The sequence below is a fragment of the Nocardiopsis quinghaiensis genome, assembly GCF_008638365.1.
GTDB lineage: Bacteria > Actinomycetota > Actinomycetes > Streptosporangiales > Streptosporangiaceae > Nocardiopsis > Nocardiopsis quinghaiensis.
Genome location: NZ_VWVU01000007.1, coordinates 80,497 through 104,190, shown reverse-complemented (window position 1 = coordinate 104,190; position 23,694 = coordinate 80,497). Strand labels below are relative to the sequence as shown.

General features: G+C 71.6%; 25 protein-coding genes. 13 read left to right on the top strand and 12 right to left on the bottom strand.

Annotated features, from left to right (window positions below; translation table 11 throughout):
* Positions 1 to 19 precede the first annotated feature (19 nt).
* Together FYX01_RS15885 and FYX01_RS15880 are read right to left on the bottom strand one after the other, a co-directional pair.
* Entirely contained in the window at positions 20 to 661 is a 642-nt protein-coding gene (locus FYX01_RS15885; protein WP_150242086.1) for a DUF4870 domain-containing protein, read from the bottom strand.
* 46 nt (positions 662 to 707) lie between these two features.
* Positions 708 to 1,037, bottom strand: a complete 330-nt coding sequence (locus FYX01_RS15880; protein ID WP_150242328.1) for a DUF4870 domain-containing protein — start codon at positions 1,035 to 1,037, stop codon at positions 708 to 710.
* On the opposite strand from FYX01_RS15880, the gene FYX01_RS26205 reads away from it, so the two are divergent.
* The gene (locus tag FYX01_RS26205) at positions 1,026 to 1,904 is read left to right on the top strand and encodes a hypothetical protein (protein ID WP_190394348.1); all 879 of its coding nucleotides are present in this window, start codon (positions 1,026 to 1,028) and stop codon (positions 1,902 to 1,904) included. The genes FYX01_RS15880 and FYX01_RS26205 overlap by 12 nt on opposite strands.
* A gap of 140 nt (positions 1,905 to 2,044) precedes the next feature.
* Here the strand turns inward: FYX01_RS26205 and FYX01_RS15875 are convergent, their stop codons facing one another.
* Positions 2,045 to 2,884 (bottom strand): DUF3097 domain-containing protein, encoded by an 840-nt coding sequence (locus tag FYX01_RS15875; protein ID WP_150242084.1) that lies wholly within the window; start codon positions 2,882 to 2,884, stop codon positions 2,045 to 2,047.
* A 190-nt stretch (positions 2,885 to 3,074) separates the two neighbouring features.
* On the opposite strand from FYX01_RS15875, the gene hrcA reads away from it, so the two are divergent.
* The 3 genes from hrcA to FYX01_RS15860 are packed head-to-tail and all read left to right on the top strand — an operon-like array spanning position 3,075 to position 5,969.
* Positions 3,075 to 4,088, top strand: coding sequence for a heat-inducible transcriptional repressor HrcA (hrcA, locus tag FYX01_RS15870; RefSeq protein WP_150242082.1), 1,014 nt, complete (start codon positions 3,075 to 3,077; stop codon positions 4,086 to 4,088).
* Positions 4,089 to 4,092: 4 nt separating this feature from the next.
* On the top strand, positions 4,093 to 5,235 hold the full coding sequence (gene dnaJ, locus FYX01_RS15865) for a molecular chaperone DnaJ (RefSeq protein WP_150242080.1): 1,143 nt from the start codon (positions 4,093 to 4,095) through the stop codon (positions 5,233 to 5,235).
* Positions 5,232 to 5,969, top strand: a complete 738-nt coding sequence (locus FYX01_RS15860) for a 16S rRNA (uracil(1498)-N(3))-methyltransferase (protein ID WP_150242078.1) — start codon at positions 5,232 to 5,234, stop codon at positions 5,967 to 5,969. The genes dnaJ and FYX01_RS15860 overlap by 4 nt, the downstream gene beginning before the upstream one ends.
* Before the next feature lie 113 nt (positions 5,970 to 6,082).
* On the opposite strand, the gene FYX01_RS15855 is transcribed toward FYX01_RS15860, so the two are convergent.
* Both FYX01_RS15855 and FYX01_RS15850 read right to left on the bottom strand, forming a co-directional pair.
* Positions 6,083 to 6,871, bottom strand: a complete 789-nt coding sequence (locus FYX01_RS15855; RefSeq protein WP_150242076.1) for a hypothetical protein — start codon at positions 6,869 to 6,871, stop codon at positions 6,083 to 6,085.
* Positions 6,868 to 7,398, bottom strand: a complete 531-nt coding sequence (locus FYX01_RS15850) for a SigE family RNA polymerase sigma factor (RefSeq protein ID WP_150242074.1) — start codon at positions 7,396 to 7,398, stop codon at positions 6,868 to 6,870. The genes FYX01_RS15855 and FYX01_RS15850 overlap by 4 nt, the downstream gene beginning before the upstream one ends.
* A 319-nt stretch (positions 7,399 to 7,717) precedes the next feature.
* Here FYX01_RS15850 and FYX01_RS15845 point away from each other — a divergent pair, with 319 nt between their 5' ends.
* The 6 genes from FYX01_RS15845 to era all read left to right on the top strand — a co-directional run bounded on the left by FYX01_RS15845 (position 7,718) and on the right by era (position 12,849).
* Positions 7,718 to 8,068 carry a histidine triad nucleotide-binding protein gene (locus FYX01_RS15845; RefSeq protein WP_150242072.1) on the top strand — a complete coding sequence of 117 codons (351 nt, stop codon included), beginning with the start codon at positions 7,718 to 7,720 and terminating at the stop codon, positions 8,066 to 8,068.
* 318 nt (positions 8,069 to 8,386) lie between these two features.
* Positions 8,387 to 9,505 carry a PhoH family protein gene (locus FYX01_RS15840; RefSeq protein WP_150242070.1) on the top strand — a complete coding sequence of 373 codons (1,119 nt, stop codon included), beginning with the start codon at positions 8,387 to 8,389 and terminating at the stop codon, positions 9,503 to 9,505.
* Positions 9,506 to 9,647: 142 nt separating this feature from the next.
* On the top strand, positions 9,648 to 10,136 hold the full coding sequence (gene ybeY, locus FYX01_RS15835; RefSeq protein ID WP_150242067.1) for an rRNA maturation RNase YbeY: 489 nt from the start codon (positions 9,648 to 9,650) through the stop codon (positions 10,134 to 10,136).
* Positions 10,133 to 11,530: a hemolysin family protein gene (locus FYX01_RS15830; RefSeq protein ID WP_150242066.1), complete on the top strand. Its 1,398-nt coding sequence runs from the start codon at positions 10,133 to 10,135 to the stop codon at positions 11,528 to 11,530. The genes ybeY and FYX01_RS15830 overlap by 4 nt, the downstream gene beginning before the upstream one ends.
* Complete coding sequence (locus FYX01_RS15825) at positions 11,527 to 11,871, top strand: cytidine deaminase (RefSeq protein ID WP_150242064.1); 345 nt, start codon at positions 11,527 to 11,529, stop codon at positions 11,869 to 11,871. Before FYX01_RS15830 ends, FYX01_RS15825 begins: the two co-directional genes overlap by 4 nt.
* 9 nt (positions 11,872 to 11,880) lie before the next feature.
* Complete coding sequence (gene era, locus FYX01_RS15820) at positions 11,881 to 12,849, top strand: GTPase Era (protein WP_150242062.1); 969 nt, start codon at positions 11,881 to 11,883, stop codon at positions 12,847 to 12,849.
* Positions 12,850 to 13,165: 316 nt separating this feature from the next.
* On the opposite strand, the gene FYX01_RS15815 is transcribed toward era, so the two are convergent.
* Complete coding sequence (locus tag FYX01_RS15815; RefSeq protein WP_150242060.1) at positions 13,166 to 13,900, bottom strand: IclR family transcriptional regulator; 735 nt, start codon at positions 13,898 to 13,900, stop codon at positions 13,166 to 13,168.
* Between the two features lie 312 nt (positions 13,901 to 14,212).
* Between FYX01_RS15815 and FYX01_RS15810 the strand changes: the two genes are divergently transcribed.
* The 3 genes from FYX01_RS15810 (at position 14,213) to allB (ending at position 17,506) form a co-directional block, all read left to right on the top strand.
* On the top strand, positions 14,213 to 15,490 hold the full coding sequence (locus FYX01_RS15810; protein ID WP_150242326.1) for a DUF6986 family protein: 1,278 nt from the start codon (positions 14,213 to 14,215) through the stop codon (positions 15,488 to 15,490).
* A 211-nt stretch (positions 15,491 to 15,701) separates the two neighbouring features.
* Complete coding sequence (locus tag FYX01_RS15805; protein ID WP_150242058.1) at positions 15,702 to 16,130, top strand: hypothetical protein; 429 nt, start codon at positions 15,702 to 15,704, stop codon at positions 16,128 to 16,130.
* 26 nt (positions 16,131 to 16,156) lie between these two features.
* Positions 16,157 to 17,506 carry an allantoinase AllB gene (gene allB, locus FYX01_RS15800; RefSeq protein WP_150242056.1) on the top strand — a complete coding sequence of 450 codons (1,350 nt, stop codon included), beginning with the start codon at positions 16,157 to 16,159 and terminating at the stop codon, positions 17,504 to 17,506.
* Positions 17,507 to 17,633: 127 nt separating this feature from the next.
* Here the strand turns inward: allB and alc are convergent, their stop codons facing one another.
* The 6 genes from alc to uraD form a co-directional block, all read right to left on the bottom strand.
* The gene (gene alc / locus FYX01_RS15795) at positions 17,634 to 18,761 is read right to left on the bottom strand and encodes an allantoicase (protein ID WP_150242054.1); all 1,128 of its coding nucleotides are present in this window, start codon (positions 18,759 to 18,761) and stop codon (positions 17,634 to 17,636) included.
* 87 nt (positions 18,762 to 18,848) lie between these two features.
* Entirely contained in the window at positions 18,849 to 19,775 is a 927-nt protein-coding gene (locus FYX01_RS15790) for a LysR family transcriptional regulator (RefSeq protein WP_150242052.1), read from the bottom strand.
* A 152-nt stretch (positions 19,776 to 19,927) separates the two neighbouring features.
* Entirely contained in the window at positions 19,928 to 21,439 is a 1,512-nt protein-coding gene (locus FYX01_RS15785) for a nucleobase:cation symporter-2 family protein (RefSeq protein WP_150242324.1), read from the bottom strand.
* Positions 21,440 to 21,661: 222 nt separating this feature from the next.
* A complete protein-coding gene (gene pucL / locus FYX01_RS15780) occupies positions 21,662 to 22,558 on the bottom strand; it encodes a factor-independent urate hydroxylase (protein WP_150242050.1) in 897 nt (298 codons plus the stop codon).
* Positions 22,559 to 22,769: 211 nt separating this feature from the next.
* Entirely contained in the window at positions 22,770 to 23,114 is a 345-nt protein-coding gene (gene uraH, locus FYX01_RS15775; protein ID WP_150242048.1) for a hydroxyisourate hydrolase, read from the bottom strand.
* Complete coding sequence (gene uraD / locus FYX01_RS15770) at positions 23,111 to 23,665, bottom strand: 2-oxo-4-hydroxy-4-carboxy-5-ureidoimidazoline decarboxylase (protein ID WP_150242046.1); 555 nt, start codon at positions 23,663 to 23,665, stop codon at positions 23,111 to 23,113. The genes uraH and uraD overlap by 4 nt, the downstream gene beginning before the upstream one ends.
* Positions 23,666 to 23,694 lie beyond the last annotated feature (29 nt).

Genomic DNA, 23,694 nt, shown 5'->3' with positions numbered 1-23,694 from the left:
TCGTGTGCCGTACGCGGTCCTACTGGATCCAGCTGACGTTGAACGGGTAGCGGTACCACTCCCCACGGTTGGCGGCCACGCCGCCCAGGATGCCGAAGATGAGGGACACGACCCAGACGACGAACCAGGTCAGGGCACCGATGAGGACGACCATCAGGACGCTGGAGACCAGGTAGCCGATCAGGATCAGGAGCTGGAAGTTCAGCGCCTGCGCCGACTGGTCACGGACGAACGGCGACTCGTCCTTCTTCATCAGGTAGATGATCAGCGGGACGATCCAGCCGAGGATGCCGCCGCCCAGGTGGGCGAACAGGCTCATCTGGCGCTCGTCGGAGTTGGGCTGACCGGTCGTGGCCGAGGAGGGGCCGTAACCGCCCGGCTGACCGTAGGCGCCCTGGGGGCCGTAACCGCCCTGCTCCTGGTATCCGGGCTGGCCCGGGTAGCCGCCGGGCTGGTTGGGCGGAGGCGGGTAGCCGCCCTGCTGGTACCCGGGCTGACCCGGCTGGCCCGGCTGGCCGTAGCCGCCGTTGGGCTGCCCGGCCTGGGAGGGATAGCCACCGCTGGGGTGTCCAGGCTGGGAGGGGTAGCCGCCGGATCCCTCCTGGCCCGGCTGCTGGCCCTGGCCGTAGGGGTCCTCGGGAGGATTGCTGGGATAGGACATCGTTGGTTCCTTTGTACGGACGGATCGGACTGCGTGCGTGCGGGGATCACTTCAGCAGGCGGATACTCACCGGATAGCGGTACCACGTCCCCTTGTTCGCGCTGCTGGCACCTATGACGCCGAAAACGATGGCGACGATCCATATCAGAGCGATCAGTAGGGAACCGATCCAGGACAGTGCTGGGAAGAAGATACCCAAACCGATGAAAACGACCCAGGCGAAGATGTACGGAATCAGCAGGGTGAGCTGGAAGTTCGCCGCCTCCGCCGCGTGGTGGCGCACGAAGGGCGACTGGTTGCGCTTGGCGAAGTAGACCGCCAGCGGCGGGATCCAGCCCAGGCAGGCGATCACGAAACCGGACAGGTGGGCGAGCATGGCAACCAGCGTGCCGCTGTCACCGCCGGGCTGCTGCTGGGGCTGACCGTACGCCGCGGGGTCTCCCGGGTACGGGGGCTGCTGGCCGTAGCCCGGTTGCTGGGGCTGGGGAGGCTGTTGTCCGTACTGGGGCGGCTGCCCGTACTCCGGGGGCGGCGCGTAGCCCGGTCGGGCCCCGGACGGCTGGCCGTGGGCGGGCTGGCCGTACTCCGGCGGCTGGGGCTGCCCGTACTGCGGCGGCTGCTGGCCGTACCCCTGCTGACCGGGGTCACCGGGAGGCGCGAAACCGGGTGGCTGCTGTCCGTAGGCGGGCCGTCCACCGACCTGCTGCCCCTGGTCGGGCTGGGGCGCGTACGGCGACTGCGCTCCCGAGGGCTGCCCGTACTCCGGCTGCTGCCGGCCGTACCCGGGCTGACCGCCGGAGGGCTGGCCGTAGCCCGGTTGCTGGGGCTGGGGAGGCTGTTGTCCGTACTGGGGCGGCTGCCCGTACTCCGGGGGCGGCGCGTAGCCCGGTCGGGCCCCGGACGGCTGGCCGTGGGCGGGCTGGCCGTACTCCGGCGGCTGGGGCTGCCCGTACTGCGGCGGCTGCTGGCCGTACCCCTGCTGACCGTAGCCGGGCTGCGGGGCGTAGGGCCGCTGTCCCTGGTCGGGCCGGGGCGCGTACGGCGACTGCGCTCCGGACGGCTGACCGTAGGCGGGATGGGCCCCCGACGGCTGTCCGTACCCGGGCTGTCGGCCCTGGTCCGGCTGCTGTCCGTACTCCTGCTGCTCGTTCTGCCCGTGGTCCGGCTGCTGCCCTTGGTGGGGGTCCTCCGGGGAGGGAGGATTCGTCGGGGTCTCGCTCATGCTCTTCCTTGGCTCCGCTGATGGGGGCGGTTCTCGTACTACCGGGCTGTACCGACGACCGCGCAGGGCCGGAGGCGGGGGACCCGAGGCGCCAACGGCGCCGACACCTCGCTCTGGGCAGAATCCTAGGTCCTGCCCTGCTCCCTTGCGCGCGGTGCTTCCTAGGGGCCGTCCGGGTGCGGTCCGGTGACGAAGTCGATCAGCTCCTCCACCCGGCCGAGCAGGGCCGGCTCCAGATCAGCATAGGTACGGACCGAGCCCAGGATCCGGCGCCACGCCTCACCCGTCTCCATCCGCCACCCCAGAGCCCGTACGACCCCCTCCTTCCAGGGAACGCCGCGCGGTACCTCGGGCCAGCCCGCGATGCCCACGGCACTCGGCCGCACCGCCTGCCACACGTCGACGTAGGGGTGGCCGACCACCAGCACGTGCTCGTCGCGCACCCGCTCGGCGATCCGGGTCTCCTTGGAGTCCGGGACCAGGTGGTCCACCAGGACCCCCAGCCTCCTGCCCGGCCCGGGTGAGAAATCCGCCACGATCGACGGCAGGTCGTCGATCCCCTCCAGGAACTCGACGGCCACCCCCTCGACGCGCAGGTCGTGGCCCCAGACCCGCTCCACCAGTTCGGCGTCGTGGACGCCCTCCACGTAGATCCGGCTCTCCCGGGCGGTGCGCGCACGCGCGTCCGGTACCGCCACCGACCCGGAGGCGCTGCGCAGCGGTCCCCGCGGAGCCGCGGCGGGGCGCACGAGCGTGGCCAGTTCGCCCTCGACCAGGAACGCGGACGGCCCGAGGTCGAACACGCGTCGGCGGCCGTGCCGGTCCTCCAGGGTCACGGTCGCCTTGTCCCAGGCCACCACGGCCCCGCAGAACGCCTCCTCGGCGTCCTCCACGACCAGGTCCCGGGACAGGGGCACCTCGCGCACGGCCTTCCTCCTCGGCCTGTGCCGGTCCTCGGCGAGCACGTCACTGCTGTAACGGCTGGTTCCCTTGGTTGCCACGGTCGTGCAGTCTACTGGTGCGGGGCCCCGGTCCCCGGTGGCGGCGGCGCGTGCCGCCGATCCGGTGGGGAAGGAAGAAGGGGAGGAAGAGGTCGCGTTCCCCGGGCGTTCCACGCACGGGTAGCCGACCGGGTTTGCGGTCGGGCATAGAATTAGCACTGAGGACCATGGAGTGCCAGGAGGTGGCGAGTTGCTGGATGAGCGCAAGCTCGCGGTCCTGCGTGCCGTCGTCGAGGACTTCGTCAACACCAACGAGCCCGTGGGATCCAAGGCACTGGCCGACCGTCACAGGCTCGGTGTCTCCCCGGCGACGATCCGCAACGACATGGTCGCCCTGGAAGAGGACGGCTACATCACCCAGCCGCACACCAGCGCGGGCCGGGTGCCCACGGACAAGGGGTACCGGCTCTTCGTCGACCGGCTCTCCTCGGTCAAACCGCTCTCCTCGGCGGAGCGGCGCGCCATCGAGTCCTTTCTCACCGGTGCCGTGGACCTCGACGAGATCGTCGCCCGTACCGTGAGGCTCCTCTCCCAGCTCACCCGTCAGGTCGCGATCGTCCAGTACCCCTCGCTGACCCGCTCGTCGGTTCAGCACGTGGAGCTGATCCCCCTCGGGGCCCAGCGGGTCATGATGGTCGTGATCACCAACACGGGCCGTGTCGAACAGCGTGTCATCGACGGCCTGGGTGAGACCAAGGAGACCGCCGTCAACGACCTGCGCGGCATGCTCAACCGGGCCATCTCCGGGCTCCACCTCGGCGAGGTGCCCGGCGCGGTGGAGGACCTGCCTTCCCAGGTCCCGCCCGAACAGCGTCAGATGGCGGTGTCGGTCCTCTCCGTCCTACTGGAGAGCCTCGTCGAACGGCGCGAGGAGAAGATCGTCCTCGCGGGGACGGCCAACCTCGCCGCCGTCGACTTCACCGCCAGCCTCCGGGACGTCCTGGAGGCACTGGAAGAGAACATGGTCCTCATCCGTTTGTTGGGGGAGGCGAAGGACCCGTCGATGCTCACGGTGCGCATCGGCGCGGAGAACTTTCACGAGGGACTCAGGTCCACCTCCGTCGTCTCGGCCGACTACGGTGTGGGAAACCAGTCGCTCGCCAAGATCGGCGTGGTGGGGCCCACCCGGATGGACTACCCGGGAACGATGGGAGCAGTACGCGCCGTGGCTCGGTACATCGGACAGATTTTGGCAGGACAGTAACTCAGTGGCCAGAGACTATTACCAGGTTCTCGGGGTGCGTCGGGACGCGTCCAAGGACGAGATCAAGAAGGCCTACAGGCGGCTTGCTCGCGAGCTGCATCCGGACATCAATCCGGACCCGGCCACCCAGGAGCGCTTCAAAGAGGTGACCCAGGCCTACGAGGTCCTCTCCGACGAGAGCAAGCGTCGGATGTTCGACATGGGACAGGACCCGTACGCCCCGGGTGGAGGCGGCGGTGCCGGAGGCTTCGGCGGCGCGGGCGGGTTCGCCTTCGACGACATCATGAACGCCTTCTTCGGCGGCGGCCAGCCCGGCGGGCGCGGCCCCCGGGAGCGGGTCCGCCGCGGTCGCAGCATCAAGATCCGGGTCGAACTGGATCTGGTGGAGACCGCGTTCGGGGTCAGCAAGGAGATCACCTTCCCCACCGCCATCCTGTGCGAGACGTGCCAGGGGGAGGGGACGGCGGCCGGGTCGCACCGCACCACGTGTGACATGTGCCACGGACAGGGAGAGGTGTCCCAGGTCACCCGGTCCTTCCTGGGCCAGGTCATGACCTCCCGCCCCTGCCCGCAGTGCTCGGGCCAGGGGTCGGTCATCACCAACCCCTGCGGCGACTGCGCCGGCGAGGGCCGTGTGCGCGAGAAGGTCACCAGGACCGTCAGGATTCCCGCGGGCGTCGACGACGGCACCCGCATCCAACTCGCCGGTGAGGGAGAGGTCGGCCCCAACGGCGGCCCGCGGGGCGACATCATCCTGGAGATCCTCCAGCGCCCGCACCCCACCTTCGAGCGCCGTGGCGACGACCTGCACTGCACGGTGACCGTTCCCATGACGGCCGCCGCGCTGGGCGCGTCCTTCTCCTTCGACACCCTCGACGGGACCGAGAACATCGACCTGCGCCCGGGCACCAACTCGGGTCACGTCATCACCCTCCCCAACAAGGGCGTCAGCCACCTCGACGGCGGCGGCCGGGGCGACCTGCGCATCCGCGTGGACGTGGAGACCCCGGGCAAGCTGGACGAGGAGCAGGAGGCGCTACTGCGCAAGTTCGCCGAACTTCGTGGTGAGGACCAGTCCCCGGGCCGCTTCAGCCCCGGGCACGGCAGCTTCTTCTCCAAGATTCGCGACGCCTTCGGCGCCAAGTGACACCGCCGGTCTTCCTGGTCGGTACCGCGGACCTCGCGGCCGACCGGGTGACCGTGGGCGGCGCCGAGGGCCGCCACGCCGCCGTGGTGCGGCGTGTCAGGGAGGGCGAGACCGTCGACCTCTCCGACGGCCGGGGCCTGGTCGCCCGCTGCGTCGTGACCGCCGTGGCCAGGGACCACATCGTCTGCGGGGTCGTGGAGCGCCGGGAGGAACCGGTCCCCCGGCCCCGCCTGACCGTGGTCCAGGCGCTGCCCAAGGGCGACCGGGGCGAGCTGGCCGTGGAGATGATGACCGAGGCCGGGGCCGACGCCGTCGTGCCCTGGGCGGCGGAGCGCTGCGTCACCCGCTGGAAGGGTGATCGGGCGGCCAAGTCGCTGGCCAAGTGGCGTGCCACCGCCCGCGAGGCGGCCAAGCAGGCCCGGCGCGGACGGCTGCCCGAGGTCGCCGACCTCGCGGACCACTCCGCGGTGGCAGACCTGCTGGCCGGCGCCGACCTGGGGATCGTGCTGCACGAGGACGGCGACAGCCGCCTGTCCGAACTGGAACCGCCCACCGGCGACGGTCCGGGAGTCGTCCTGGTGGTCGGCCCCGAAGGCGGCTTCTCCGACGCCGAGCTCGACGCGTTCACCGCCGCGGGCGCGGTCCGGGCGCTGCTGGGCCCGAGCGTGCTGCGCACCTCCACGGCCGGGGTCGCGGCGCTGTCGGTGCTCCAGGCGCGCACCGGCCGCTGGTAGGGGGCTGTTCCCCGAGCCCCTCTCGCACGGACACCAGGGCCACGGATAGCCAGAGGCGCCCCCGATTCCGGTCCGGGGCGCCTCTCATGTGTGCGGGCGTGTGTGCGGCCGGGTCAGTTCCCCGTCGCCGTCTTGTTGGTGGTGTCGCCGCCGGTGGCGTCGGAACCACCGGTCCCGCCGGTCCCCTCGCCGCCTCCGGTGCCGGTGCCTCCGTCCTCACCGGTGTCGTCGCCGGCGCCGTCGTCGCCGGTGCCGGTTCCGGCGTCGTCCTCGCCGTTGCCGCCGCCGCTGGCACCGTCACCGGCCCCCTCGCCGCCTCCGGTGCCGGTGCTGGGCTCCTCGGCCGGCTCGCAGCCCTCCTCGGCGGTCGCGGGCCTCTTCCCGTCCTCGCCGTTGGCCGCCGTCGGGGAGGACGGTGAGGGCCTCTCCACGGGCTCCGGGCACGTGGAGGCGGTCTCCGGGGCCTCCTCGGAGGAGGGGTCCTCCTCCTCGGCCTCGGGGCTGGGCGAGGCCTCCGGCTCCTCCGGGGGCAACGGTTCCGGCTGGGTGGCGCCGTCGACGGAGCCGGTGGAGGGATCGGGGACGGTCACGTCGTCGCCCCGCTCCTGCTCGGTGAGCGTGCCCTCGCGGTCGGCGCCCGCGGGGACGATCTCCAGGACGTGGTCGCGCACCTGGGGACTGGACATGATCACGGAAGCGGCGATCAGGGTGGCCCCCGCCACGGCCAGCGCGGGACGTAGCCAGGGCAGGCCGAACCAGATCGAGCCGCGGTTGCGCTCGGTGCGCTCACGAATGAGGTTCAACGCCTCGGGCGAGGTCGTGACCGTGTCGGCCTCGGCCTTGAGCAGCTGGCGGAGCTGCTCCTCGAACGGATCGTTCATCGGATCTGTCGGGCTGCTCATGTCGCCTGCTCCAGAACAGAACGGAGCGCGGAGATGCCGCGGGACGTGTGGCTCTTGACCGCGCCCCGGCTGATCCCCATGGCATCCGCGATCTGTGCCTCGGACAGGTCGCCGTAGTACCGGAGCACGATGGCCTCTCGCTGACGGGTGGGTAGTTTGCGCAGAGCGCGGATGACGGCTTCGCGCTCCAACATGTTCAGTGCGCCGTGCTCGGCGCTGGGCGCGTCGGGCAGGGCCTTGGGCGCGTGCTTCTCCACAACCGCCCTGTGGCGGAGCACGGACCTGGCCTTGTTCACCACGGCCTGGCGGAGGTAGGACAGGGCCTTGTTCGGATCGCGCAGACGGCGCCACGCGTTGTGCATAGCGACGAACGAGTCCTGGACGACCTCCTCCGCGGTCGCGTGATCGCGGACGAGCAGTGCGGCGAGTCGAACGAGCGGACGATAGTGCTCCCGGTAGAGCTCCGTCACGGCGTGTTCGGCGTCCCACTCCACCGAGAGAGGAGCCGTGGTGGCTCCAGCCACCATGGTTTCTGTCGTCACATCAGTTCGACGCACACCCTTGTCGCGGGGTTTACGAAAGGGCATACCTCTTCTTTTCCAGGTAGACGTGCGTTTCAATCCGAACACGCGGGAACCCGGCCGGGGCCGGACGGAGCCGACGGCCTGACGCGCACGGGTGCAAAGCCTATCGCGACTGGAACTCGGACCAAGGCCGAACGGGCTTCCCAAGGATCACGAAAGGACTGTTTCCAGTAGTTCGTCCACGGACGACCTGCGGCATCATGGTTCCGGACAGCCCGAGGCGGTGGCCATGACGGCGGCCGCACAGACGGAAAGGTTCTCGATGGCCCAGGACGACTGCCTCTTCTGCAAGATCGTGAAGGGGGAGGTGCCCGCCGAGATCGTCCGCGAGAGCGAGCGCACGGTGGCCTTTCGCGACATCAACCCCCAAGCGCCCACGCACGTGCTGATCATTCCGCGCGAGCACCACCCCACCGCCGCCGAGGCCGCCGCCGCGGACACCGGACTGATCGACGAGATCGTCCGTGAGGCGCACGAGGTGGCCACCGCCGAGGACGTCGCCGACTTCGGGTACCGGCTGGTGTTCAACACCGGCAGCGGCGCGGGGCAGACGGTCTTCCACCTCCACGGGCACCTGCTCGGCGGCCGCGGCCTGAACTGGCCGCCCGGATAGCCGTGCCCGTTCCGGGGCACCGCTTCACCCCTCCCGGGCGCCCGAGGGGCGGGAACCCGCGCCACCTCCAGCGGCCTCGCGGGCGCCCGCGGCGGAGTCCCGGTGGGGCCGGGACAACGGGCCGATCGGGGTGGAGCCGCCTTGGTAGACTCGGGGCCGTGGGCTTCGAGGGTTCGGTGTGACCGCTGGGAACGCCGGCGAGGAGCCCGGCCCGACGCCGTCGTCCACGGTGCCGGGAACCGTCCACGAGGCGCGTCGTCCGCAGCGGCGGGCAGGCGTCCGATCGAAGGGTAGGGACAGCGGCCGTCAGGCCAGACCATGTCCGAGACAACGCACACACACCCGTCACGGGACACACAGGTCAAGGTCGTGGTGCCCGACGAGCACACGATGATCAGCCTGCTGGGCTCGGGGGACGAACTCCTCAGGGCGTTGGAGCGGGCCTTCGACAGCGACATCCACGTGCGTGGCAACGAGTTCACCATCAGTGGCAGCCCCGAGGAGACCGCCGTGGTGGTCCGCCTCGTCGAGGAGCTGATCGAACTCGCCAAGAGCGGCACCCACGTCACCCCCGACACCATCGAGCGCATGGTCCACATGCTGGGCTCGCCCGGTGCGGAGCGGCCCGCGGAGGTGCTGACCACCAACATCCTGTCCAACCGGGGCAGGACCATCCGTCCCAAGACGGTGAACCAGAAGCGCTACGTCGACACCATCGACCGGCACACCGTGGTGTTCGGCATCGGTCCCGCGGGCACCGGCAAGACCTACCTGGCCATGGCCAAGGCGGTCAAGGCGCTCCAGGACAAGGAGATCAGCCGGATCATCCTCACCCGTCCGGCGGTGGAGGCGGGGGAGCGGCTGGGCTTCCTGCCCGGCAGCCTCTACGACAAGATCGACCCCTACCTGCGTCCGCTGTACGACGCCCTGCACGACATGCTCGACGCCGACTCCATCCCCAAGCTGATGGCGGCCGGGACGATCGAGGTCGCGCCCCTGGCGTACATGCGCGGAAGGTCCCTGAACGACTCCTTCATCATCCTGGACGAGGCCCAGAACACCTCGCCCGAGCAGATGAAGATGTTCCTCACGCGGCTGGGATTCGGTTCCAAGATCGTGGTCACCGGTGACGTCACCCAGGTCGACCTGCCCGGCGGGCAGACCAGCGGCCTACGCACCATCGAGAACATCCTCAGTGACATCGACGACATCGCCTTCTGTCGGCTGACCAGCGACGACGTCGTCCGGCACAAGCTGGTCGGACAGATCGTGGACGCCTACGGCCGCTACGACGCCGCCCAGGGCGACTCCCGGGAGGAGCGCCGGCGCTCCTCCGGCGGCGGCCGCTCCCGGGGCGGATCCGCGCGGCGCGGATCCATCGACGCCCCGGCGGAGTCCGAGCCGGGCGGCACAGTGTCCGAGGAACGGGCAGACTGAGCCGGTAGGCACTCGAACCGGTGGGCCCGACACACAGGGGCCCACCGGTTCGAACGTCACGGGCGCGCCGTTCGGGCGCGCCGCATCACCGGCCGGGCGCGTCGCCCGGCCGCCGCGATCCCAAGTGAGGCAGCCGCAACCGATGAGTATCGACGTCGCCAACGAGTCCGGCGTCACCAGCGTGGACGAGGAGAGGCTCTCCCGTCTGGCCAGGCACGTGCTCGACGCCATGCGCGTCCACCCGTTGGCCGAACTGTCCGTCGTGCTGGTGGACGAGGACCCGATGACCGACCTGCACGTGCGGTGGATGGACGAGCCGGGACCCACCGACGTGCTCTCCTTCCCCATGGACGAACTGCGCCCCGGCGGCCCCGGCCGTACGAGCGAACCGGGTGTCCTCGGCGACGTGATCATCTGTCCGCAGGTCGCCGAGAGCCAGGCGAGGAAGGCCGGGCACAGTACCGAGGCCGAGATCGACCTGCTGTGCACCCACGGCATCCTGCACCTGCTGGGCTACGATCACGCCGAGCCCGACGAGCACAAGGAGATGTTCGGACTGCAGGGCGAGATCCTCGCCGCCTGGCGTGAGCGCGAGGCGGCCGGGCCCGAGGAGGACGAGAGCACCCGATGAGCCCGTCGGAGTGGCCCGACGTCGCCCCGTTGACCACGGGGGAGCCCGCCGAGTGGCTCACCGCCTTCGCGGCGGCCCTCGTGCTGACCGCCGTCGCTGGCTTCCTGGTCTCGGCCGAGGTCGCCGTCACGCGTGTCATGTCCGTGGGCCTGCCCGCGGTGAGCGGCGTCGAGCGCGTCGCCGTGGCCGAAAGCCGCTGGGGGCGGGTGGCGGACGACCCCACCCGTCACCTCAACGTGCTGCTGTTCCTGCGTGTGGTGTGCGAGGTGTGCGCGGTGCTGGCCGCCGCCGTGGGCATGGTGTTCCTGCTCGGACTGGGCTGGCCCGCGCTGGCGCTGACCGCCGTGGCGATGGTCGTGGTGGAGTCGGTGCTGATCGCGATCGCTCCGCGCATCCTGGGCCGCCAGTTCTCCGGGCCGGTCGCCCGGGCCAGCGCGACCGTCGTCCACCCGGTCCAGGTCGTGGTGGGCCCGATCGCCCAGCTGCTGGTGGGTGCGGGCCGGGCGCTCACCCCGCGCGCGAAGGGCGACCGCGAGGGCCCCTTCAGCACCGAGGTGGAACTGCGCCAGCTGGTCGATCTGGCCGAGCAGGGGGAGGTCATCGACCCCGAGGAGCGCCAGATGATCCACTCGGTGTTCAAGCTCGACGACACCTCCGTGCGCGAGGTGATGGTGCCGCGCCCCGACATCGTGTTCACCGGACGCGAAGACGACGCCGACGAGGTGCTGGCCCTGGCGCTGACGAGCGGGTACTCGCGTATCCCGGTGACCGGTGAGGACGAGGACGACGTGGTGGGCATCGTCTACCTCAAGGACCTGGTGGAGCGGCTGCGCGACCGCTGGGCGGCGGTCGCGGGCAACCGGGGCGACGTGCCGCTCACCGCCGGGGACGTGATGCGCCAAGCGACCTACGTCCCCGACACCAAGCCCATCGACGAACTGCTGCGCGAGATGCAGAAGCAGCGCAACCACGTCGCCGTGGTCATCGACGAGTACGGGGGCACCGCGGGCCTGGTCACGCTGGAGGACATCGTGGAGGAGATCGTCGGTGAGATCACCGACGAGTACGATCACGAGATCCCGCCGGTGGACTGGCTCGACGACGACCGGGTGCGGGTGACCGCGCGCCTGCCGCTGGGCGAGCTGGGCGAGCTGTTCCCCGACCGGGACCTGGACGTGCCGGACGTGGAGACCGTCGGCGGACTCGTGGCGTTCGTGCTGGGCCGGGTGCCGGTCGGCGGTGCCCAGGCCGAATACGCTGGTCTCAGGCTCACCCTTGAGGGCAAGAGCAGCCGCCGGAACCGGATGACCACGGTCCTGGTGGAGCGCCTGCCCGACGACGCCGGGGAGGCGCCCCAAGCCGAGAACGACGACATGAGGAGCATGGATCAGTGACGGATACGACGGGGTTGGGCCCTGAGGACGGCAAGCTCGTCACCCTCGCGCGGGCCTCGCGTGCCCGCAACGCGGCGGTGGAGGGCGCGGCGGTACGCGACGAGACCGGGCGTACCTACGTGGCCACGACGGTGTCGTTGCCCTCGCTGCGGCTGAGCGCGCTCCAGGCCGCCGTGGCCGCGGCCGTCTCCAGCGAGGCCTCGGCCCTGGAGGCCGCCGCGGTGGTCACCGAGGCCGTGGAGTTGACCGAGGACGACCGCGCGGTGGCGGACGACCTGAAAACCCAGGTGGTGGTGATCGCGGCCCCCGACGGGGTGCCCGCGAGCATCACCCGGCGTTGAGAAGGACCGATGAACGAGCTCGACCTGGAGAAGTTGCGGGTGCCGCTGGAGATGCCCTCCCACCCGGAGGGCTTCCGCAGTGGTTTCGCGTGCTTCGTGGGACGCCCGAACGTGGGCAAGTCCACCCTCATGAACGCGCTGGTCGGGCAGAAGGTGGCGATCACCAGCAGTCGGCCGCAGACCACCCGCCGCACGGTGCGCGGGATCGTGCACCGGCCCGAGGCACAGCTGATCATCGTGGACACGCCCGGCCTGCACAAGCCACGCACCCTGCTCGGCGAGAGGTTGGACTCGCTGGTGCGGTCCACCCTGGTCGAGGTGGACGTGATCGCGTTCTGCCTGCCCGCCGACGAGCCGATCGGGCGGGGTGACACCTACATCGCCAAGGAGCTGGCGGAGCAGACGAACACCCCGGTGGTCGCGCTGGTCACCAAGACGGACCTGGTGGGCAGGGAGGCCGTGGGCCGTCAGCTGATGGCGGTCGACGAGCTGGGGGACTGGGCCGACATCGTCCCGGTGTCCGCCCAGGGGGAATTCCAGCTGGAGACGGTCACCGAGGTGCTGTGCTCGCACCTGCCGGAGGGGCCGCCGCTGTACCCCGAGGGCGACCTGACCGACGAGCCGGACGAGATGTTGGTGGCCGAACTGGTGCGCGAGGCGGCCCTGGAGGGTGTGCGCGACGAGCTGCCGCACTCCATCGCGGTGGTCGTGGACGAGATGTACGAGCGCGAGAACACCCGCCCGGGCAAGGAGCTGGTGGACATCTACGCGTCGCTGTACGTGGAGCGGCCCAGCCAGAAGGCGATCGTGATCGGCTCGAAGGGCTCGCGGCTGCGCGACGTGGGCTCGCAGGCCCGCAAGCAGATCGAGGCCCTGCTGGGCCGGCGGGTGTTCCTGGACCTGCGGGTGCGCGTGGCCAAGGACTGGCAGCGCGATCCCAAGCAGCTGCGCAGACTGGGCTTCGACCAGCAGACGTAGGCCCGCCGGGTCGGGGCGTGTGTCCACGGCCCGCCCCCACGCCGTGATCTTGCTCTTGGCGGCACTGCCGACGCCCCACGGCGCCACCAAGAGCAAGATCACGGCTGGTCGGATCCGTGCGTCGCACCGGCGACGGTTTTTGGCTGGCCCGCTAGGGAGTGTTTTCTAGAAGGCTTTCGGGTCGGCGAGCGGCCGCCCCAGGCGATCTCTCGCAGGATGATGTGCGAAGTCCAGCCTGGTTGTGCTTCACGAGCGCAGAGGCGTGGCGAGAGGCAGCCTGGTGGACGCGAGCCCGGAATGGTGCAAAAAACACGACCTAGGCCTGGTTGTTGAGGTCGGTGGCCAGCATGGCCGCGCAGCGGCGCACGATGGGTGCGGCCCGGTCCACGAACTCCCAGCTCACCCGGGCCTCGGGCCCCGACACCGACACCGCCATCCCCGAGGGCGCCCCCACCACCGGGACGGCCACGCAGCGCACACCGACCTCCTGCTCGCCGTCGTCGATGGCGAAGCCGTTCGAGCGGATCCGGTGCAGCTCGTCCTTGAACTTGTCGGGGTCGGTGATGGTGCGCTCGGTGGCGGCGGGCATGCCCGTGCGGCGCACCGTGGCCAGCGCCTCCTCGTCGTCGAGCTGGGACAGCAGGGCCTTGCCCACGCCCGCCGAGTGGGGCAGCACGCGCCGTCCCACCTCGGTGAACATGCGCATGGAGTGCTGTGAGGGCACCTGCGCCACGTAGACGACCTTGTCGCCGTCCAGCATCGCCAGGTTCGCCGTCTCGCCCAGGTCCTCCACCAGCTGCGCCAGGTGCGGACGGGCCCAGGTGCCCAGCATCTGCGACGCCTTGTCGCCCAGGCCGATCAGGCGCGGTCCCAGCGCGTAGCGGCGCGAGGGGAGCTGGCGCACGTATCCGTTGCCGACCAGGGTGCGGATGATGCGGTGGATGGTCGGCAGCGGCAGCCCGGAGGAGTCGGCCAGCTGGCTCAGCGAGGTCTCGCCGCCCGCGTCCGCCATGATCTCCAGCAGGGAGAAGGCCCGGTCGAGCGACTGCACGCCACTGGAACGTTCACGTTTTCCCTGTTCATCGGCGCGTAGAGGGGTATGTGGGGCTGACAACGATCGCGCTCCCATGCTGAGGGCCTCGGGTTCGGGTTCCTGCCTTCGTGGATGCGAGGGCGGTTCCCGGCATCACTTCTTCTATAGCACGTGGGGCGGCGGCGGTCCGCTCGTCCGGGAAGCTTCCCTCTGCTTCCTGGACACTCCTGTGCTTCTTGTTATTCCGAATTGCAGAAGTTAGTATCCGCGATAGGGAAAATACTGGGGAAGGACGCACACGTGGAAGAGGACCGGCCCGAGAGCCCGCGCATGGGTGCCGAGTGGGGCCTGGACGTACTCGCCGCCGGGTTGGACGCGCGCCTGGCCGACGCCGACGCCCGGCTCGCCCTCGACTATCCGGGGGCCTCCGGGGGCCGGCAGCCCGTGCACACGGTCTACGTGCCCGCGGACCGGGTCCGGACCGGCCTGGCCCGGGAGTGGGGAAGCGCCGCCCTGTCCTGTCTGGACGAACACGCGCCCGACGCCGCGGCCCTGTCCGCCGCCACCGGCGTGGAGGAGGCCGCCGTCGCCGGGGTCCTGCCCCGCCTGCGCGACAAACTCGGCCGCGAGCCGATCGAGGACCTGCGCGTGGACCTGGAGGACGGCTACGGCGACCGGGGCGACGCGCGGGAGGACCGCGACGTGGTCGCGGCGGCCCGGGCCCTGTGCTCCGACCTCGGAGCCGGACAGGCACCGACCGTCTTCGGTGTCCGGATGAAGGGCATGGAGGCCGCCGGACGCGCGCGCGGCACCCGCAGCCTCGCCCTGTTCCTGCACACCCTCCTGGAGGAGCTCGGAGCCCTGCCGGACGGGCTGGCGCTCACCCTGCCCAAGATCACCTCCGTGGAGCAGGTCGAGGCGATGGCCTGGCTCGCCGAGGAGCTGGAACGGCGTCTGGACCTGCCCGGGGGACGGCTGCGGTTCGAGCTGCAGATCGAGACCCCGCAGTCGATCCTGCTGCCCGACGGTACGGTCGCCGTCGCCCGCATGATCCGCGCCGGGCAGGGCCGGGTCAGCGCCCTGCACTACGGCACCTACGACTACAGCGCCGCCTGCGGGATCACCGCCGCCTACCAGAGCATGGCCCACCCGGTCGCCGACCACGCCAAGGCCGTGATGCAGGTGGCCGCCGCGGGAACCGGGGTGTGGCTCTCCGACGGCTCCACCAACGTGCTGCCCGTCGGCGGGACCGGGGACGTGCACGCCGCCTGGCGGCTGCACGCCTCCCTGGTCCGCCGTTCCCTGGAACGCGGCTTCTACCAGGGCTGGGACTTGCACCCGCACCAGCTGCCCACCCGCTACCTGGCCACCTACGTCTTCTACCGGGAGGCCTTCGAGCCCGCGGCGGCGCGCCTGCGCTCCTACCTCGGCGCCGTCTCCGGGGGAGTGCTGGACGAGCCCGCCACGGCCCAGGCCCTGGCCTCGGTCCTGGTGAGCGGGATACGCTGCGGGGCGCTGGACGAGGCCGAGGTGGCGGAGGCCGCCGGAACCGACACCGGCACGCTCGCCGCCCTGGCCAGCCGACGTGTCGGGCAGGAGGACCGGTGACGGGTTCCTCTTCCTGGTGGAGGAGGGTTTCGGCCCACGCGGCCGGTGGCCTGCCGTTGCCAGCACGAGCCGACACCAGAGAGGTGACCCGTTGGCTACGTTTCGCACAGGACCGAGGACCCGCCAGGCCGTGCTCCCTCAGCGGCCTGCCCTGGAATCCGCGTCAGCGGACACCCCGGGGAACAGGGACGGAACGGGGCGAGGAGGCCGCGTGCGCGTGACACCCGGTGTGGAACATGTGCGGGGGGAGACCACCGGCGGTGCACCTGCCGCCGGTGGCGCCACCCCGGACGGGCACCTGCCCACCCATGTGGCCTCGGGCGGGCGCACCAGGTGGAACCGCGTCCGCGACCACCCGCCCGGGTCCCACACCCCCGACGCGCCGGCCGCCAGCAGGGCCGAGACCGTCAGGACCACCGCCACGACCGCCGCCACGGTCCTGGTCGTCGGGTGCGCCGGGCGCGGTGCCTGTGCCCGCACGCGTGCCGGACTGGTGGCGGTGCGCAGCACTGGCGGCCACACTCCGCAAACCCCGCATGGCCCGGTCAGGACCTCATGGAAGAACCCGCGCCCGCTCCAGCGGGCGGACGGTTACGGCTACACCACGCAGAAGGAGGCAGGGGCTTTCCCTCCCGCCTGAGGACGGGAGTATCCGCCCCACACCAGATGACCCAACACGATCTCGCCGTCCGCGCCCGCCGCGCCCTCACCCCGGAGGGGGAGCGGTCCGTCACCGTCGGGGTGCTCGACGGGCGTGTCGTCAGTGTCCTGTCCGGGGATGACGCCGCCCTCATCGCCCGCCGTGAGATCGTCCTGGCCGACGACGAGGTGCTGCTGCCGGGGCTGGTCGACACCCACGTGCACGTCAACGAGCCGGGCCGCACCCGGTGGGAGGGCTTCGCCTCCGCCACCCGCGCCGCCGCCCTGGGCGGGATCACCACGCTGTTGGACATGCCGCTCAACAGCGTGCCGCCGACCACCACCGTCGGCGGGCTGGAGGCCAAGCGCGCCGCCGCCGAGGGAAAGCTCGCCGTGGACGTGGGTTTCTGGGGCGGTGCCGTACCCGAGAACAGCCGTCCCGGTGCCACCAAGGAGCTCGCCGCGCTCTGGCAGGAGGGGGTGTACGGGTTCAAGGCGTTCCTGTCCCCGTCCGGGGTGGAGGAGTTCGGCCACCTGTCTCCGGAGGAGCTGCTCTCGGCGGCCGGGGCGATCGGGGAGTTCGGCGGCCGCCTCATCGTGCACGCCGAGGACCCCGCCGTCCTGGAGGGCGCGCCGTCCGCCGCCGGGCGCGACTACGCCGCCTTCCTGGCCTCACGGCCCGACACCGCCGAGAACGCGGCGATCGCCCGGGTGATCGAGGCGGCCAAGGCCACGGGGACCCGGGTGCACGTGCTGCACCTGTCCAGCGCCTCCGCGCTGCCGCTGATCGCCCAGGCCAAGGCGGACGGCGTGGCGCTGACCGTGGAGACCTGCCCGCACTACCTCACCCTGGAGGCCGAGGGGGTGCCCGCCGGGGCCACCCAGTACAAGTGCTGCCCGCCCATCCGCGACTCCGCCAACCGCGATCTGCTGTGGCGGGCGCTCGCGGACGGGCTGATCGACTGCGTGGTCAGCGACCACTCGCCGAGCACCCCCGAGCTCAAGGACCCGGACACCGGTGACTTCGGCACCGCGTGGGGCGGGGTGTCCGGACTCCAGGTCGGCTTCTCCGCGGTGTGGACCGAGGCGCGGGCCCGGGGCATGTCGCTGGAGGACGTGGTGCGGTGGATGGCCGCCGGTCCCGCGCGGGTGGCCGGCCTGCGCGGCAAGGGGGGCCTCACTCCCGGCCACGACGCCGACTTCGCTGTGGTCGCCCCGGAGGAGTCCTTCCGGGTCGACGTGCGCGAGCTCCGGCACCGCCACCCGGTGAGCCCCTACGACGGTGCGCGACTGTTCGGACGCGTGCGCCGCACCGTTCTGCGCGGCGAGGACGTCGGCCCGGACGACACGGCCGGGCGGATGCTCGTACGGGAGTAGGTCCCGGGCGCGGAGACCGCGACCGGGGGCGGGCGGCGCGAACGCGCCGCCCGCCCCCGGCGCGTGGGGGAGGCCTCCGGTGCCGCGACGAGGGACCGCCCGGAAGCTCCGCCGCGGCACCCGTGCTTCAGCCGCAGAGGGAGTCCCAGCGGTGCCGGAGGTCGGCGGTGCCGGTCCCGGTCAGCGAGCCGAAGACGTTCAGGCGAGCGATGCCGCCGTCGGGGAAGACGTCGGTGCGCACGTGGGTGGCGGTGACCGGTGAGCCCAGGACGAAGCGGTGTGCGCTGTCGGGCTCCAGGCGGGTGCGGCCCACGATCTCGAACCACTCCTCCGGGGCGCTGGAGTGGGCGTCCCGGCCGAGGACGGTCACCCAGCCCGCGGCGTTGCCCTTGTAGTAGGAGGTGTCCAGTTCCAGGGCGCGGACCGAGGCCTGGGCGGTGAGGCGGAAGCGCACCCAGTCGTGGCCGGTGTCGCGGCGGCGGCGGTTCTCCCAGCCGTCGTCCATCTTGTGGGAGCGTCCGGGGGAGATGATGTTGACCGGCGGCGAGTAGAAGCGGTCGGAGGCGTCCTCGACCGTACCGCCGTTGACCAGGGCGGCCACGTCGAAGCCGCCGAGGGCGGTCAGCCAGTCGGGGTCGGGAACGGGGTCGCCGTACACGCGCAGGCGCGCGACGCCGCCGTCGGGGAACTGCTTGAGGCGCAGGTGGGTCCACCGGCGCCCGGCCCTCACCGTGAAGCCGTTGGCGGCATGTCCGTACACGTGGGTGCGGGGGACGATCTCGGTCCACTCCGCGTCGAGCAGTTCGTCGGTGGTGGGGGTGCCCGCCAGGTGGGCGGCCTCCACGCTGACCTCGCGGGGGTGGTTGCCGCGGAAGTGCGCGGTGTCCACGACCAGGCCCCTGACCAGGCCGGGAAGGCCGAGGCGGACCAGGGCCCAGTCGTGGTCCTCGGCGGTGGGGTGCGGTTGGTCCGCGCTCACGCCCCGGCGCCTGCGGGTCTCCCAGCCGTCCATGACCTTGCCCTTGTGCCCGAAGGCGTGTGGGTCGAACACGGCCGGTTCGGTCCGCAGCAGGTTCTCGCGGTGGGCGAAGAACTCGTCGTTGGCGGCGACGACACCGGCGCCCAGGCGGCGGTCGGCCAGGTCGACCCGGGCCGAGAAGTCGAGGTCGGTGCGGCGGTAGTCGGCGTAGGGGTCACCGCCCGAGTACGGCTGGGCGTTGTAGGCGCGCGGATCGGTGGGCTGGGCCCCGCTCATGTTTCTCCAGAAATGTGGACTTATCGGATATTTCTAGAGTCTCAAGGTGAAATGGTTACGTCCAGTGAAAGTTTCCGATCACTCTGTTCAGTTGGACTGAACAATAGTGCCGCCCAGTCCAGCCGCGGTGTCCGCCAGGGCGCGCAGCACCACGGCGGTCTGCGGCCGCCCGCCCGAGCCGGAGCGCACCGCGCAGACCACGTGGCGGCGCGGCTGGTCGGAGCGCAGGACCCGCAGGCTGACGCCGGGGGTGTCGTCCGCGGCGGCCAGGCGGGGGACCAGCGCGACGCCCATGCCCGCCGCGACCATGTCGAGGATGGCCCTCCAGTCGGAGGCCACGTGTGCCTGTTCGGGCACGAAGCCGGCCTGGGCGCAGGCGGCGACGGTGATGTCGCGCCAGGGGCCCGCCGCCCCGTAGATCCAGGGCTCCTCGGCGAGGTCGCGCAGGCGCAGGGCCCGGGCGGAGGCCAGGCGGTGGTGGACGGGCAGGGCCGCGTCCAGGGGGTCGGTGAGCAGCTCGCGCCGGTCGTAGCGGCCGTCGTGGCCGTGGGGGGCCTGGGCGGCCAGCGACAGTCCGACGTCGACCTCCCCCGCCGAGAGCAGGTCGTAGACCTCGGCGGCCTCGGCCTGGTGCACCTTCGTGGTGAGGCCGGGGTACTCGCGCCGGAGCGTGTCCAGCGCGGGTACCACGAGGCTGGGGATGGCCGTGGCGAAGGCGCCGACGCGTACGCGCCCGGCCTCGCCCCGGGCGAAGCCGTCCAGTTCGGCCTCGGCCCGTTCCAGTTGGGCGAGCACGATGTCGGTGTGCCGGAGCAGGGCGTGCGCCGCCTCGGTGAGGCGGACCCTCCGTCCGTGCGCCTCCAGCAGCGCGACCCCCACCTGCTGGGAGAGGGAGGAGAGCTGCTGGGACACGGCGGAGGGGGTCATGCTCAGGGCATCCGCCGTGGCCCTGACGGTTCCGAACTCCTCCAGGGCGCGGAGGACGCGTAGCTTGCGCAGGTCCCAGTCGGTCACGTTCCCAGGGATACCATTCAGCTCTTCTGAACGGAACACCGGTGTTCGTGCCGCCGGTGTTCGTGCTGTCCGTGTCGGGGGAACCGGCGTGCCCGGTCCCACCGGTGCGGGGCGCGCGCACGCGTGAGCTCCGCCCGCCCCGCACCGGGGAGTCAGGAACGGGGGTCCCCCAGGCTCTCGGAGCCGTCGCGCAGGTAGGCCGCTCCCGCCTGGTCGGTGTACTTGGCCTCGCCGGGACCGGCGCTGCCGATCTCCTCGGTGTCGATCGTGCTCGGGGAGGCGGCGTCCCGAGCACGGCCGACCACGTTGAAGCACACGTTCAGCACGATCGCGGTGACGGCCGCCCCGATGATGCCCGAGTGCGCGACCAGCTCGACCGACTCGGGCAGGTGGGCGTAGAAGGTCGGGTAGGCCAGCGGGATGATCGCCACGCCGATGGAGGCCGACACCAGCACCAGGTTGAGGTTGTGGGTGAAGTCCACCTTGGCCAGGGTCTTGATGCCGCTGGCGGCCACGCTGCCGAACAGGACCAGGCCCGCCCCGCCGAGCACGGGGGCGGGGATGGCGGCCATGACGCCGCCGAGCACCGGGAACAGCCCGAGGGCGATGAGGATGCCCGCCCCGGTGGCGACCACGTACCTGCTGCGCACCTTGGTCAGGGCCAGCAGACCGATGTTCTGCGCGAACGAGCTGGTGGGGGTGGCGCTGAAGACCGGCCCGATGAGGGAGCCGCTCACGTCGGCGCGCAGGCCCGCGGAGATGCGCTTGGCGTCCACCTTGGAACCGGTGATCTCGCCGACCGCGATGATGTGCGAGGCGCCCTCGGTCAGGACCACGAGCATGATGACGCACATGGTGATGATCGCCGCGGCCTCGAACCGGGGCGCGCCGAAGTAGAACAGCGAGGTCGGGTCGAACACGGTGTCGGCCTCGCCGATCCGGCTGAAGTCGGCCATGCCCGCGGGGAGGGCGGCCAGGGTGCCCACGAGCAGGCCCAGCAGGATGGACAGCCGTCCCCAGATACCGGGGAGGACCCGGGAGCCGACCAGGATGACCGTCAGGGTCAGCCCCGCCAGGGCCAGGCCGGCCGGCGGTGCGGCCGGGACGGAGGAGCCGTCATCCAGGGTGCGGGTGGCGCCGTCCATGATCCACCGGGCGGCCACCGGCATCAGGCTGATGCCGATGACGGTGATGATGGTGCCCGTGACGATCGGGGGGAAGAAGCGGACGAGCTGCCCGAAGAACGGCGTCAGCACCAGGGCGAAGAGCCCGGCGGCGAGGGAGGCGCCGAAGGCGACGGGCAGGTTCTCGCCGTTCTGACCGGCGGCGAGCGCGGTGATGGCGCTGACGGGGACGAAGGAGCAGGCCACCACGATCGGCATCTGGGCGCCGACGCGCCGGTGGCCCACGGTCTGCAGGAGTGTGGCGAAGCCCGCCGCCAGGAGCGCACCGCTGACCAGGATGCCCATGGCCGCGGGGTCGTTCGCGAGTCCGGCGGAGGCGCCGATGACGAGGGCGGGCGCCACCGCGCCGGCGTACATGGTCAGGATGTGCTGGAGCCCGTAGACGAGCAGCAGGCGCAGGGGCAGCCTCTCGTCCTCGGGGCGGGCGGGGGACGAGGCGTTCGTTGTGGCCGGGTCCTTCGTGGGCGGACTGTTCGACATGGCCAGTTTCCAGCCTTTGCGCTCGGCGGCCACCCGGGAGGGGGCCGGGATCTCGGGCACGCGGCCCGGTGGTGTCGCACCGGCCGGGCGGCCCGGGATCCGGGCACGCCGAGGCCGGGGGAGCCCGCCGCGGTGAGCGGGCCGGGGACCGGGGGAGGACCTTCCGGTCACGGGGAGAGGGGTGCCGGGGCCCGGTCACGCGCGACGGGCCCCGGGGAGGGGCTACACGAAGCCCGGTACGGCCTTCCAGGCGTCCCCGGCACCGGGTGCGTCGTCGCGCTCGACGGTGGCCTCGATCTTGCCGTAGGGCCGGTCGGCGGCGAAGAAGACCTCGTTCGGGTTGTCCAGGCCGAAGGGGGCCAGGTCCACCAGGAAGTGGTGGTTGTTCGGCATGGAGAAGCGGATCTCGGCGACCTCGGGACGGGCCTCCAGGACGGCCCTGCCCATCTCGTAGAGGGACTGCTGCAGGGCCAGGCTGTGCGTCCGGGCGAAGGCCTCCAGGCACAGGGCGCGGATGGAGGCGTAGGCACCGTCGAAGTCGTGGTCCACGCCGACGTAGCGCCAGCGGGCGGTGACGTCGGTGGCCAGGATGCGGTCGGTCGTCTCCGGCAGCGTCGTGTACTTGGTCTTCGGGTAGCCGTGGAACTCCGAGCCGGTGGACTTGAGCACGGACAGGCCCTCGAAGCCGGAGACCACCCACTCCCGCGCGCCGTCCTTGTTGACGACCGTGGTGCGGGTCTCGGCGCCCCGCCGGGAGAACGCGTGGTCGTGCGGGCCGTCGGCGGTCTCGATCCGGTCCCAGGAGTACTCGTGGACCTCCTGCCGGGCCCCGTGCACGTAGGAGTGCTCGTCCACGAAGTGCCGGGCCAGGCGCAGGGCGAACTCCTCGATGGCGCCGACGCCGCCCCACTCGCGGGCCTTGGCGTAGACGGTGTTCTTCTGGGTGTCGGTCGGCAGGCACGTGCTGTTGTCGCCGGCGGTGTGGACCGACTCCAGCTCCCCGCGCAGCTGGGAGGTGACGTTGACGTCCTTGATCCGGTGGACGTCGGTGTCGCGGTTGACGTGGACGAGGCGGACCTCGGCCTTGCCGTACTGGTTGTCTCCGAGTCGGATGCCCATCAGGGTGAACTCCGTCCGTGTGGATACGTGAAGTCGTCATCGTGCGCGCATGCGCGCCGTGCGTACGAGGGAGGACCGCTGTGGTCATGCGGAAGGACCTGTCACGCACTCGAAGATTCAGGTGTCGCACCTTGGCTGGAAAACCTCTCCTGTCAGCCGCTCCCCTCGGTCGGGCCGGGTCCGTGCCGGTCGTGGTCCGTGCCGGTCGTGGCTAGGAGCCCCGGTAGGTCGAGTACGCGAACGGGCTCAGCAGCAACGGGACGTGGTAGTGCGCGTCCTCGTCGGCGAGGTCGAACACGATGGCGACCTCGGGGTAGAACCCGCGCTGGCCGGTCGCGTCGAAGTAGGCGGCGGTGTCGAGGACGACCCGGTAGAACCCCGCGGCGAGCCGGTCGGGCCCCAGGTCGGGCACGCGTCCGTCGTCGTTGGTGCGCGCCTCGGCGATGGTCCTCCAGGACCCGCGGTCGCCGTCGGCCGCGGCCTCCAGCCGCACGGGGACGTCGCGGGCGGGACGCCCCAGGGCGGCGTCGAGCACGTGGGTGGTCACATGGCTCATGCGTCCTCCAGAAGTTTCACCAGGCGCAGCCCGGCGATCTTGCGCAGTTCGTCGCCCACCACGCGCAGTTCGGTGTCGCGGTCGTTGGACAGGCGACCGACCAGGTCGGCCAGGAGTTCGTGGCCGGGGCGTCCGCTGGCGCAGACCAGGTAGATCTGCCCGAACCTGTCCTCGTACTCACGCTGGGCGTGGGCGAAGACCCGCTGCACGCGCTCCGACGCGTCGTCCGTGCCGGCGGCGAAGGCGGACTGCTCCCCGCGTGACCAGGTGGACTCGGTGCCGCCGCCCGTGGCCCTCTCCCCGATGCGGGGGTGGCGGTCCAGGGCCGTGGCCACCTCGGCGGCGGTGATCGAGCGCGCGTGCCCGTCGGCGGATGCCAACAGGGCGGCCCGGTCGGGGAAGGGCGCCTCGGAGACGAGGGCCCCGACCCAGCGGTCCACGTTCAGGCACTGCGCCAGCCGGGCGCGCAACTCCTCCTCGGGCAGCTTGTTCAGGCGGTCCAGACCCGGGTCGGATCCGTCCGCCCGCTCCTCCGGGGTGGTCTCGGGCATGTGCTCTCCCGTGGCTCGGCGGGCGCCCG